Annotated in this window: 8 protein-coding genes; 5 read left to right on the top strand and 3 right to left on the bottom strand. The window is 62.1% G+C overall.

The window, feature by feature from the left end; all coding sequences use genetic code 11:
- Positions 1-8: 8 nt before the first annotated feature.
- A complete protein-coding gene (locus AC6I1V_RS03150) occupies positions 9-2,207 on the bottom strand; it encodes a hypothetical protein (RefSeq protein WP_486854406.1) in 2,199 nt (732 codons plus the stop codon).
- A gap of 190 nt (positions 2,208-2,397) precedes the next feature.
- Between AC6I1V_RS03150 and AC6I1V_RS03145 the strand changes: the two genes are divergently transcribed.
- Positions 2,398-2,664 (top strand): hypothetical protein, encoded by a 267-nt coding sequence (locus AC6I1V_RS03145; protein ID WP_302553173.1) that lies wholly within the window; start codon positions 2,398-2,400, stop codon positions 2,662-2,664.
- Between the two features lie 679 nt (positions 2,665-3,343).
- Here the strand turns inward: AC6I1V_RS03145 and AC6I1V_RS03140 are convergent.
- Entirely contained in the window at positions 3,344-3,766 is a 423-nt protein-coding gene (locus AC6I1V_RS03140; RefSeq protein ID WP_486854407.1) for a hypothetical protein, read from the bottom strand.
- A 300-nt stretch (positions 3,767-4,066) separates the two neighbouring features.
- Between AC6I1V_RS03140 and AC6I1V_RS03135 the strand changes: the two genes are divergently transcribed.
- The 4 genes from AC6I1V_RS03135 (at position 4,067) to AC6I1V_RS03120 (ending at position 10,444) form a co-directional block, all read left to right on the top strand.
- Positions 4,067-4,948 (top strand): YitT family protein, encoded by an 882-nt coding sequence (locus AC6I1V_RS03135; RefSeq protein WP_486854408.1) that lies wholly within the window; start codon positions 4,067-4,069, stop codon positions 4,946-4,948.
- A gap of 808 nt (positions 4,949-5,756) precedes the next feature.
- Entirely contained in the window at positions 5,757-6,368 is a 612-nt protein-coding gene (locus AC6I1V_RS03130) for a TetR/AcrR family transcriptional regulator (RefSeq protein ID WP_005027572.1), read from the top strand.
- The gene (locus AC6I1V_RS03125) at positions 6,359-7,396 is read left to right on the top strand and encodes an HlyD family secretion protein (protein WP_486854409.1); all 1,038 of its coding nucleotides are present in this window, start codon (positions 6,359-6,361) and stop codon (positions 7,394-7,396) included. The genes AC6I1V_RS03130 and AC6I1V_RS03125 overlap by 10 nt, the downstream gene beginning before the upstream one ends.
- 24 nt (positions 7,397-7,420) lie before the next feature.
- On the top strand, positions 7,421-10,444 hold the full coding sequence (locus tag AC6I1V_RS03120) for an efflux transporter outer membrane subunit (protein WP_486854410.1): 3,024 nt from the start codon (positions 7,421-7,423) through the stop codon (positions 10,442-10,444).
- A 228-nt stretch (positions 10,445-10,672) separates the two neighbouring features.
- Here AC6I1V_RS03120 and AC6I1V_RS03115 read toward each other — a convergent pair whose 3' ends face one another.
- On the bottom strand, positions 10,673-12,172 hold the full coding sequence (locus AC6I1V_RS03115) for an aldehyde dehydrogenase (protein ID WP_497736833.1): 1,500 nt from the start codon (positions 12,170-12,172) through the stop codon (positions 10,673-10,675).
- Positions 12,173-12,228: the final 56 nt, after the last annotated feature.

Below are 12,228 nucleotides of genomic sequence, written 5' to 3'. Positions count from 1 at the left end.
CAAGTCCCTTACTTGACCGGAGGAGCGGGAACCTTGGGAGCGGCGATGTCGCTGGCCTGTTCCTGCTTTGCCGGATGCCGCTTCTGATATTCTTTCCAGCCCCAGTAGCCGCCTCCGGCGAGCAGTGCGGCGAGGCAGGCGGCGCCGAACGCCACAGCCCATTTTTTCCAGCGGTTCTGTTTGCGGAAGGGATCGTCAAAGGAACGGCTGGCATTGGGAGGCAGGGCCGCCGCGTCGGTCAGGCAGGAACCGAGCATGAAGTTGATGGGGATTTGGCTGTTCACCGCCCACCCCGATGCGTCAAGGACTGGCCCAAGCGTCCTGCGCCGCAGCTTCAGCCACGCAAGGAACATGGAGGGGCCGGATATGCACAGGAAGATCCCAAGGAAAAGCAGGGGGAACTGCCACCACGACAAAGCGAACAACGCCGCCGCGATGCTGGCGAGCGCCGTGCCGATGGCGCCGAGGGCGAGCCCGATAGCCGCGAAGATCCCCATGCTCCGCCCGATGTCGAACGGTTTGGCATCCTTTTGGGTATCCGTGGCTAGTTTTTCAATGGATTTGGAGGCGTCGGACATGAGCGCGGAATCTTTGGACGACGCCAGCTTTTCGAGCTGGTCGGTGAGCATGCGCCCGAACCGTTTGTAAGGCGCGAACATGGCTGTACGGATACTGATGGGGTTGTCCACCAGCTTGACCAAAACGGCTTCCCAGCTCTGGCCTTGCGTGTCCACAAAAATGCCGTGCCGCCCCGGTAACAGCAGGTTGGAGTCACCCGCCGTAACCGCAGCGACGATATTCATTTTTTGGCCCGTGTCGGGGCGTGAGCACTCGCAATAGGCAAGGCAGAGATGGCTGGGCTGGGCCTGTGCCGCGTGGCTGGTGATGTCGTCTACGCGCAGGCAGAGATTGCAGCCTCTGCCGTCGATGAACAGCGTGCCGATCTGAAAGGTCGTAGGCCGTGAAAGGGCGTAGAAGTCGCAGAAGGAAACGAAGTTCATCAACAGCCGGTGCAGGTGGTGATGGTAGAGGACGAGGCGCTCCACGTCCGTGAGCGTTTTGAGGTGGCCCGCTGCCTCTTCGTCCTGTTGCGCCAACGCCTCGAAACGGGAGGGGAGATCGCTGGAGAGCAGTTCTCCAAGCCGTTCCATGCCGAGTTGTTCCACGCCGCTTTCGGGTTTGCGGGCAACCAGTTCCGCATACGGGGCGAAACGCGTTTTGATGGTTTGCCATTTATCGGAGGTCAGCTCGTCCCGTACGCCAAGGAGGGGAACGGCAATCGTATCTTTCAGAGCGATGATCTGATCGCGCCATGCGGGGTTGAGGCCTTTTTCAAGAGGAAGAGGCTGATCCGCCGCGATATGCGCGAGGGGCAGTTCGCGCATAGCCTCGTCATTCGTATTGAGGTCGTGATCGACAAGCTGGGCGAAAACCGTTTCCGGGGCATTGAGCGTATCCGAGGCCCGAACGTCAAAGGCGACAAGTTGACAGCGCGTGAAGTAGTCATCGATTTTGGATTGGACGGACTGTAAAACCCGGAAGGCCGCGTCCGTACCGGAACCAAGCGGAAAAGTGTCCGCATAGGCCGCAAGTTCGTCGAACCATACCTTGTAATCCTGTATGTTGCGCATAAATGTTTGGGCCAGTTCGAGCGTGGCGCCTTGCTGGCCTCCAACGTCGGTCGCTCCGCCCGTGGTTGTGATGATGTCTTCGATGAAGCGGTTCATATCGGGAGCGAAGGAAGGGTGCGGCGTCATCACCCCGTCGCCGTTGAAGGCCGTCTGTGTCGCCGCGTCAATGGCTCCCATCACATCTTCCTGTGTGAGGGGCCCCTCTTTTCCGTTTTGCGTGAGGATACGGCTTGCGGCGGCATACAGCAGGCGGCCTTCATCCGTATCCTGCCTGATTTCCTCAAGGGCCAACCCCGGACGGCTTTCGGCCAGCAGCGCGGGATCGCTGAGACGGGCTACAGTCCAGCGTACGGCGTCAAGGACTTCCTGAATGCGGATGCGTCCGTCTTTGTCGGCGTCAAGCAGTTCCAGCGTCCGGGCGTCAAACTGGAGCTTGTCGATGGGGCAACTGAGCGCGACCCAGAGCTTGGGGTCAAGCTCGTCGAGGTGCAGCAATTCTTCAGGCGTCCGCAAGGTCACCTGATCCAGGCCGCCGATTCTGTGAAACTTCCAACTGAAGGCCGCATGATTAGGCATGGCGTTCTCCTCTAAGCGTAATGTCCTTTTGGCTGTAGCCCGGATCGGGGATGTTTCAAATGAAAATGTGCGGCGGGGGTGCGTGCGGGGCGTAGCCTTTTGGACAAAGAAGACGTACAAACAGAAAATCTCACCTCAATGAAGGGGGAGTTTCCTGAAAAGGCATAACCGAAACCTAAAGGATATGACGATGCCGAAATTGCAAGCGGCGCGAGTGACGCAATGCGGATTGGATTTCGCGGTGGTGCTGGTCGACCCCAAGCTGTTTCTGAACCCCAGCGAACTGGAAGCGTTTTCGGAACGCGCCCAAGCCCTCTTTCCCGGCGTTCCGGTAGCGATGTTGAGTTACGATGATCTCAAGGTGACCCGCTATCACGGCCCGGATGATGTTGTGGCCTTCCTCAAGCAGGTGCGTGTGGTCAGCCTGCCGTGGGTTGAATACACCATCGGTGAATAAGTTGAAGGGGCCGGATTGTTTCGGCCCCTTTCTATTGTTTATTGGCTGTGTCATAGAAAATGGTTGACGCTTTTTTCCTTGAAGTTCCAAAGAAATAACCAACAGAATGCCTTAGTTTTGGATTCCGCAATAGGAAAATTGTATAAAAAGCTGTATTTTCACCGCACTACATAGGAAATGGTTGATGCCTTATTTCTCCAAAATTCCAAGGGAATAACCAATAAAATCCCCAACCAGAGAATCCGTCAACGGGAAAGTAAGAGAAAAAGTCTCTCTTTTTACCATACTGTGGAGATAAAACAGCCACATTCTATGACAGAACCTTTCTCTTTAAAAAGCGGCTTCAAGGCTGGGAAAGGGGAGAAAGGGAGGAAAAAAGCGTGCCGTTATCGCTTGTTGAGGGAGAACCGGGAAGCACGCCGCCGAAGCGGCAGCCTCCCGGATTCCGAGGATATGACGTTGCAGGGCGAGCTAGTCGGCGAGCTTCTTGCCGATGAGTCCGAGAACCGTGCTAAGAAGCATGAAAGCGGCGCAAATGAGGATAACCTTCAATCCGAGATCCATAAGAACTCCTTGTCGTTTTTCAGGGAAGGGCGAAGTGTCCCGCCAAGGCGGGGCTAGCCGCCTCGCGGTTCCGGCACGCCCTTTTGGGGGCGTCCCTGACCATGGAAAATGTGCGTTATACGCAAGCCTTGATAGTGGAAATGAAGGAGATCCGATGGAAGGGCGGCGCGCCGGGGAGTGGCAGCATGCCCCGGATTTCAGCAAGCCTGGGTAGGAGGAGATCCGACCATGAGAGCGTCCTGAGCGAGCGCGTGCAGAGCGGATAGAGCAGGAGGAAAAGCAGGGCAAGGAGTGGGAACCCTGTTTCCCTGTTGAGTCCCCGCTCAGGGAGAAGAACCTTATTTGTTCGGATAATGGCGGCGGCCTGCTCCGTTTCGAGGGGCAGGTATTCACTGGGGGAGAGGCTCATTGTGATGAGAGTGTCAAAAGAAGCATTTGCCCTCGGCACGTCAGGCGTGCAGAACAGCGTGAGCAGCATCAGTATGCTCAATAAGCTCTTGATAAAGAGCCTGTTCTTGGCAAAGGGGAACAACGTCATGAAATCCGCCGTTAGGTTTAACTTGAGCATAACCCACGCAGGATAAGAGGTCAATAGTCTAGGAAAAAAGCTATGTTACCTCTTTCAAAAAATGTTGCTCTAATAGTGAAATAAAGAGTAATGAAGGGCCTTGTGAAGGCTGGAGCGGGAAAGGGGACGAAAGGCGAGAGGGGCGTGGCTCTTGTCCGGGCCGTGGGATACGCTTGCAGGGCGGATTGCCAAGGCTTTGGGGATGGCTTAAGGAAGGAGAGGCAGTTCTCTAACCCTTTGGACAACATAGCTTTTTTACAGGATATAGATATGGGGCTTTTGAAGGGGTATGTGCTGCGGAACCCGCACCTGTCGTTACGGCGTGAGTGGCATACCCTGTTGGCCGCCACCCTCGGCACCTTGTTGACGTGTTTTGCGGTCGTCGGGCTGACGGTGCCGTATCAGTTCGCGGGCGGCGGCGTGCTTGGGCTTGCTTTGATCAGCAATTATGCGTGGGGGATATCCCCAGCATGGGTGCTCAGTATCGGCAACGCCGTCCTGTTGCTGTGGGGCTGGAAGGCGCTGTCCCTCCGGTTCGCGCTCTGGACGTTGTACGTGACGGTCCTGACCAGTGTGGCTATCCCTGCCTTCGAGTTGTTCCAGTATCCGGTTATCGGCAATACCATCCTCGCTGCGCTGCTGGCCGGGGCGGTGGGCGGGGTGGGCTTCGGGATGCTTTTCCGCGTGGGGGCATCCAGCGGCGGGACGGACGTCATCGTCATGGTGGCCCGGAAGCGCTGGGGCGTGGATATCGGGTCAATGTCCTTTTATATCAATGTGGTTATCCTCTTCACGTCCTTTGTGGTCGTGGATATTGAAAAGATCCTTATGGGCGGGCTCTTGCTGTACGTGGAGACGGTGACCATCGACAGGGTATTGAAATCATTCGACAGGCACAGCCAGGTTTTGATCATCAGCAAGCGCACGCAGGACATCGCGGACTTTATCCTCAAGGAGCTTGATCGTTCTGCGACCGTCATCCCGGCGAAAGGGGCGTATTCTGATCGGCCCCATGACATGCTGCTTGTCGTGCTCACCCGGCGGCAGACAGTGGATTTGCGGCGGTATATCGCGGAAATCGACCCGGAAGCGTTCCTCATTTTCTCCGATGTGACGGAAGTGGTGGGGCTCGGCTTCAAAAACTGGGAATGAGGCGGTACGGGCGCATGGAGCGCCGAATCAACATACCGGGCGAGCCGGGGCCGTTTGGTTCCGCCCGTTCCCCCGCTTATCTTCTTCTCGGCGCTCGAAACATCTCCTCGGACTGCTTCCCCCGAAAGGGAGTGCTTGTGCTCAGGCAGTGCCATGTATCTGGATCGCGCACGGCTTTCCCAAAAGGCTGTGTCATAGAAAAAAGTTGATGCTTTATTTCTTGAAATTCCGAAGGAATAATCAATAAAATGTCCCAAGCACTGAGTCCATCAACAGAAAACTGGAGAAAACATCCGTATTTTCACTATACTGTGGAGATAAAACAACCACCTGCTATGCCAGAGCCTTCCAAAAAAGATGGATGCTGTCTATGCGAAGTGCATCAAAATCAGAGAGATATCTTATCTGGCTGAGCTCCAAGACCTTTTTCCATCCTTGCCGCTGTTCCGTTCCCTGCCGCCCGCTGCGTGTGGCCTCTCCATCTTCCTCCTAGGAGACATTCTTCCGCCGCATCCTGAGGGCGGAACCCGCCGTTACAGTTTCTTCTTGGGATATGTTGCGAGCGGGGGAAGCGGCTGAGGAGATGGAAGAAATCCTCTCCAACCTTGGCGCAGGGCATACAGGGGAGCGGGGAGGGCCGCTTGACAGTCCGGAATGTTAGTTATACTAACTCACGAGCTGCGGGGATTCCCTGCCCGCCCGCCGGGTTCGCGGGGGGCCCCTCCGCCAGCTTGCAATGTCAGGACTCCCCGCGCGGCTCCCCGCCGGGGCGGAGAGGGCAAAACGTTTTTCTTTCAGGATGGACGGCATGACGGCGAAACCGGGTACCACTTCCACGGCGGACCGCATCCTTGATGCGGCCATCGGGCTCATGAATACGAAAGGCTACAACCCCGTGTCGGTACGGGAAATCGCCAAGGCCGTCGGCCTCAGCGAGATGACCGTGTTCCGGCATTTCCCTTCCAAGTACGCCATGCTGATGGCGGCCATGCGCCGGGCGCCGTATGCGGAAATGATCGAGGACGTCTTCACCACGCATGTCCGCTGGGAGCTTGAGCACGACCTGCGCCATTTCATGCGCCGCTACATGGACATCGCCGAGCAGCGGATCGGCATCTGGCGGATTTATTTCAGCGCCATCGGGCAGATCGACGAGCACAGCACGGAGCTGGTCAGCGACGTCACCTCGTTCCGCGAGCGCCTGCGGGCGTATTTCGAGGAGATGATCCGGCGCGGGCACATCCGGCAGCTGGACAGCCTGTATGTTTCCTCGCTGTTCTGGAACCTCATTTTCGGTTTCGTCATGACGCTGGTGATCGGGCGCAAGCGCCCGGGGCTGGTCCGGGACGAATACATCGAAAACGCGGTGTCCGTATTCATCGGCGGCGTTGCCCCGAAGGAAGGCGAAGCATGGCGGTAAGCGTCAGAAAGCCCGTGCTGTATGCGTTCGGTGTGGTTTTGTGCGCGGGGATCATCGGCGGCATCTGGCTGTGGTACCGCACCCACTGCGTCCTGATCACCAACGACTCCCGCATCGAGGGGACGCTCGTCGGCGTGGCTTCCCGCCTGTCCGACCGGGTGGTGCAGGTCATGGTGAACGAGGGCGACACGGTGCGCAAGGGGCAGGGGCTCGTGCGCATCGACAGCCGCAGCGTCATGGCCCGCAAAGCCAAGGCCGAGGCCGCGCTCGAGCTTGCCAAGGCCCGCTGGGAGGACGCCAAGGCCGGGTTCCGGCGGCAGGAGATCATGGCGGCGCAGGCCCATCTGGATCAGGCGCAGGCCATGCTGGAGCGGGCGGGGCGCGACTTCCGGCGCATGGAGCAGCTTGCCCGCAACGACGGCGGGGTCACGCAGGCCGACCGGGACGCCGCCAGTTCCGCCTACCGTGCGGCGCAGGCCAACGTCGCCGCCGCGCAGGAGGAACTTGCCCTCAAGAAGGAAGGCTCGCGCCCGGAAGTCATCCGGGCCGCCGAAGCGCAGGTCATGCAGGCGCAGGCCGAACTCGACGAGATCAACGTGCTGTGCCAGGACAGCGTGATCCCTTCCCCGGTCAACGGCGTCGTGGCCCAGAAGCTCGTGAGCGCCGGGGAACTGGTGGCGGCGGGGCAGAAGTTGTTTACGCTCGTCAATACCGACGACATCTGGCTCAACGCCCGCATCGAGGAAACCCGCATCGGGCAGATCCGCGTGGGGCAGGACGTGACGTTCACCATCGACGGCTATCCGGGCCGCACCTTCTCCGGGCGCATCTATGAGATCAACCCGGCGGCGTGCTCCGTGTTTTCCCTGATTTCCACCGAAAACGTCGCGGGCTACTTCACCAAGATCATGCAGCGCGTCCCAGTGAAGATTTCCCTGCCGCGCCTCGACAGCCCGGAAACGGACCCCGGCGAGCCCGAGGTGGTGTTCCGCATCGGGATGCAGGGAACCATTGAAATTCAGCTCTAACGCGGCGGCCCGGAAGGTGATGCCATGCCTGTTTCCCTGATTGCGGCGGGGGACGCCCTCGCCCGTTTCTTCGCCGCGCCGGAAATCGGCTCGGTCCCGCACCGGAGCGCCCGGCAGGGCATCCTGATTCTTGTGGCCTTCATCGGCGGGATGCTGCCGATTTCCAACATGGCCATGCTCAGTTCGGCCTATCTGGCGCTTTCCGGCGACTTCAACGCGGATCTCATCGACCTCGGGCGGCTGGCGCTCGGCAACCTTCTGATCATGGGGCTGGTGCAGCCGCTGGTAAACCACATCCATGCCGGGCTCGGCCTGCGCGGGGCGCTCTTCCTCGCGCTCTGCGTGGTGTCCGTGGCCGGGGTGGGGGCGGCCTTTTCCGGCTCGCTCACCGAGATGACCCTGTGGTACGCGCTGGCGGGGTTCGGGGGAGGGCTGTTCCTGAGCCTTTCCGCGCGCATCCTGTTTGTGGTCGTGCCCCCGGAATCGCGCAGGCTCATGATGGCGATCTGGAGCTTCTTCATCGGGTTCGGGTCCAACCTGAGCCCGCTGCTCGGCGGGTTCCTCGTGGAGTTCCTGACGTGGCACTCCCTGTTCCTGCTCTCGCCCGTGGTGGCGCTGCCGTGCCTCGTGATCCTCTTCTTCCTGCTGCCGGACAGCCGCCCCGCCGGGATGCCGCCGTTCGACTGGTGCTCGTTCGCCTTCCTCGTCGCCTTCGCCGTGCCGACGCTCATCGTCGTGTGCTACGGGCAGACCTTCGGCTGGAACTCCTCGTTCATCCTGATCATGATCTTCTGCGCCGTCTCCGCGCTGTTCCTGTTCCTCGTCTCCTGCCTCAGCGCCGAGGCCCCGCTCCTGCACCTGCGCAACCTGCGCATCAAGGGCGTGGGGCTGGCGGTCATGGCGGCGCTCCTGCTCGTGATCAGCCATGTGGGGATGCGCATCCAGATGATCCTGTTCATGCGCAACGTGCTCGGCTACCCGCCGTCGGAGATCGGGCTCATGTTCCTGCTGCCGCTGTGCGTGTTCGTGCTGACGGTCGTCCCGACGGGCATCATGGTCGCCACGCACGGCAACCCCAAGCCCTTCCTCCTGGCCGGGATCGCCTGCATCGCCGGGGCCGGGCTCCTGCTCTCGCGGCTCGACGCCAATGCGGACTGGTGGCACATGGCGGTGCCGCTGGCCCTGCGGAGCTTCGGCTATGCGATGGGCAGCGCCTCGGCCACGCCCTTCCTGCTGCGCAACGTCCCGCCGGAGAAGCAGCCGCAGACGCTCCCGGCCATCAACAGCGTGCGTTTCTTCAGCATGTGCGTGTGCATGGGGTCGATCACCACCCTGAGCGTGCTCCTCAACAAGTGGTATTTCGCCCTCATCGCCGCGCAGGTGACGCAGGGCTCCTCGGCGGCTTCGGCTTCCATTTCGCGCTGGTCGGCGCTGTTCGCCGGGCAGGGGCTCTCGCCCTCCCAGTCCCGGCACGACGCGCTCCTCATCGTGTCCTCATCCATCAAAAAGCAGGCGTCCGTGTTTACCTTCGATCATCTCTTCCTCATCCTGTCGCTGGTGGCGTGCGTGGCTTTCGTGTGCGCCCTCCTGAGCCGCCGCGTGGACCCGCACCCCCATGCCGTGCGCGCCCATGCCCGGAATAGCCTGTCCCGCCTGTGGGCCGCCGTCCGGTCGCGGCTGCCGCGTCCCGCCTTCCCGCTGGCGGGGCTGCTCCTGTGCTGCCTGCTGGCGGCGGGGTGCACCCTCGGGCCGGACTACAAGCGCCCGGATCTGGATCTGCCCGCCGCTTCCGTTGCGGCGGACGAGCCCGGCGCGCTGTTCACCCGCGAACGCTGGTGGGAAGTCTTCCATGACGACGCCCTGAACCGCCTTGAGGAGGCGGCCCTCGCGCACAACAGCAATCTGGCGCAGGCGATGGCCCGGGTCGAGGAGGCAAGCGCGGCGGCGGGCGTCGCCTTTGCGGATCGCCTGCCTGCCGTGGGCCTGCGGAGTCAGGACGGCAAGCGCCTGATGACGGAAGGGGAGGAGCTCACGCACCACTACGCCTCGCGGACGCAGGAGGCGTACAAGGCGGTCGGGTTCCTGAGCTTCGAGCTTGACCTGTGGGGCAAGTACCGCCGTCTGGACGAGGCCGCCCGCGCCGAGCTGCTGTCGACCGAAGCCGCCCGCGACACGATCCGGCTGGCGGTGGCCTCGGAAACCGCGCTGGCGTATTTCCAGCTCCGCACCTTGCAGGAGCAGGAACGGATCGCCGCCGACATGCTCAAGTCCTACGAGCGGACGTGCAAGGTCTATGAGACGCGCTACCGCCTCGGGCAGTCGCCGGAAACCACGCTGCGGCGGTTCGCGGCGGAACGCGACAAGACGCAGGCGCAATTGTATGATCTGGAGGAACGGCGCATCCGCTGCGAAGGCGCGCTTGCCGTGCTCGCGGGGTTCAGCCCCGCCGGGATCGTGGACGGGGCGGGGCGGGCCTTTCAGGAAGGCCGGACGCTCGGCGAACTGGCACCGCCGCCGGACGTGCCCTCGGGCATCCCTTCGGATCTGCTCCAGCGCCGCCCGGACGTCCGCTCCGCCGAAGGCCGCCTCATGGCCGCCAATGCCCGCATCGGCGCGGCGCGCGCGGCGTTCTTCCCGTCCTTCTCGCTGACGGCGGAGGGGGGCTACTCCTCGACGCATCTGGATCGGGTATTCCTCGATCCGGCGCGGATATGGAGCATCATGGGCGGGCTGGCGCAGCCGCTGTTCGAGGGCGGCAGGCTCACGGCGAAGCAGCGCATGGCGGAGGCCAAATACGAGGAAGCGCGGGCGGCCTATGTGGGGAGCGTACAGAACGCCTTCACGGAGACGCGCGACGCCCTCGCCGGGAACCGCATCAGCCGCAAGGCGCTCGCCGCCAGCACGGAGCGGGTGAAGGAGCTTGCGCGCAGCAACGAGATCATGGAAAAGCAGTATGATGCTGGCCTGAGCAGCGTTATGGACCTGCTCGACGTGCGCCGCCAGCTCTTGGCCGCCCGGCAGGGGCTGGACGGAAGCGAAGGGGTTTGAATGAGGCATCGGGGAAGGGAACCCTTCGGAAGGGATTCCCTTTCCCCTCCCGGACCAGCCTGCCTGCGCCTTCCGCCGCACGGGGCTTCCGTTCCGTTGCCGTCCCGGAATGTCCCGCCGGGGATGCGCCTTCCCGTGGGCTTTCGGCCGGGGAGGGGGCGGGCCGCCGGGTTCCGGGGAACGGGAACGTTCCGGCGTGGAAGGGCAGCGGCCCGCGTGGGGGAGGCTCTATCTGTCGAGGTTCAGGAAGATGGTCTTGGTTTCGGTGTACTGGTCGTGGGATTCGCGGCCCTTGTCCTTGCCGCCGAACCCGGAGAGCTTGTAGCCGCCGAAGGGCGTGGTGTTGTCGCCCTCGCTGAAGCAGTTGACGGAGACGGTGCCCGCCTTGAGCGCGCGGGCGTACTTGTGGGCCTTGGTGACGTCCTCGGTGAACAGGGTGGCCTGCAAGCCGTATGCGGTGGCGTTGGCGAGCCCTACGGCTTCCTCGTCGCTGTCGGCGGGGAGGATGGCGGTGACGGGGCCGAAGATTTCCTCACGGACGATGGTCATGTCCGGGGTCACGCCGTCGAAGATGGTGGGCGGGATGAACAGCCCGCTGCCGATGGCGAGGGGCGCTCCGCCGGTGAGGACATGCCCTCCTTCGGCCTTGCCCTTCTCGATGTAGCCCATGATGGTCCTGAACTGGCCTTCGCTCACGATGGAGCCGAGGTTGTTCTCGGGATCGAGCGGGTCGCCGATGCGCCAGTTTCCAAGCTCGGCGAGCAGGGCTTCGGTGAAGGCGTCCTTGCGCTTGCGGGGCACGATGATCCGGGAGTTGGCGGTGCAGTTTTCGCCCATGTTCCAGAAGGCGGCAGCGGCGGCCTGCACGGCGACGGCGGCGTAGTCGGTCACGTCGTCGAGCACCACGAAGGGGCTCTTGCCGCCGAGTTCCAGCACGATGCGCTTGAGGTTGCTCCGGGCGGCGTATTCAAGAAAGCGGCGGCCCACTTCGGTGGAGCCGGTGAAGGACACCACGTCCACGCCGGGGTGCAGCCCGAGCGCCTCGCCCACGGAGGAGCCGGGGCCCGTGATCACGTTGAACACGCCTTCGGGGATGCCCGCTTCGGCGGCGAATTCCGCGAGCTTCAGGGTGGAGAGCGAGGTGACGCTGGCGGGCTTGAGGATGACGCTGTTGCCTTCGGCAAGGGCGGGGCCGAGCTTCCAGCCCACCATCATGAGCGGGAAGTTCCACGGCAGGACGCAGGCGACCACCCCGGCGGGCTCGCGCACGATGAGCCCCAGCCTGCCGTCCCCGGAGGGGGAGATGCCGCCGTACTGCTTGTCCGCGCATTCGGCGTGCCATTCGAGGCACTCGATGGTTTCCGGCAGATCCGTGAGCAGGCATTCGCGGACGGGCTTCCCGCTGTCCAGCGATTCGAGGACCGCCAGCTCGACCTGATGCTTTTCGATGAGCCCGATGAAGCGCATGAGGATTTTTTTGCGCTCCGAAGGATGCATACGCGACCAGACCCCGCCTTCAAAAGCCTTGCGCGCCGCGGCGACGGCCTTGTCGACGTCTTCGCGCCCGCAGGAGGCGACCCGGGCGATTTCCTTGCCCGTCGCGGGGTTGACGGTCGGCATTGTCTCGCCGGAGAGGGCGGGGGCGAATGTCCCGCCGATAAAGGATTCGGTCGGGTAGGACAGGTTCGCGGCAATCCGTTCGTAGTCGGCGTGGGACAGCAATGTCATGGTGGCATCTCCTTAATCGTTTGAGTGGCTTTTCAGATCCAGGGGCCGGAGGGCGG

The sequence above is a fragment of the Bilophila sp. T19-St14 genome, from assembly GCF_059728385.1.
This window is presented reverse-complemented; position numbering and strand designations above follow the sequence as displayed.

Excerpts from the sequence above, each read along its gene's own strand:
- AC6I1V_RS03130 (WP_005027572.1), top strand. The coding sequence starts at position 5,757 with ATGACGGCGAAACCGGGTACCACTTCCACGGCGGACCGCATCCTTGAT.
- AC6I1V_RS03150 (WP_486854406.1), bottom strand. The coding sequence starts at position 2,207 with ATGCCTAATCATGCGGCCTTCAGTTGGAAGTTTCACAGAATCGGCGGC.
- AC6I1V_RS03115 (WP_497736833.1), bottom strand. The coding sequence starts at position 12,172 with ATGACATTGCTGTCCCACGCCGACTACGAACGGATTGCCGCGAACCTG.
- AC6I1V_RS03145 (WP_302553173.1), top strand. The coding sequence starts at position 2,398 with ATGCCGAAATTGCAAGCGGCGCGAGTGACGCAATGCGGATTGGATTTC.
- AC6I1V_RS03135 (WP_486854408.1), top strand. The coding sequence starts at position 4,067 with ATGGGGCTTTTGAAGGGGTATGTGCTGCGGAACCCGCACCTGTCGTTA.
- AC6I1V_RS03140 (WP_486854407.1), bottom strand. The coding sequence starts at position 3,766 with ATGACGTTGTTCCCCTTTGCCAAGAACAGGCTCTTTATCAAGAGCTTA.
- AC6I1V_RS03125 (WP_486854409.1), top strand. The coding sequence starts at position 6,359 with ATGGCGGTAAGCGTCAGAAAGCCCGTGCTGTATGCGTTCGGTGTGGTT.
- AC6I1V_RS03120 (WP_486854410.1), top strand. The coding sequence starts at position 7,421 with ATGCCTGTTTCCCTGATTGCGGCGGGGGACGCCCTCGCCCGTTTCTTC.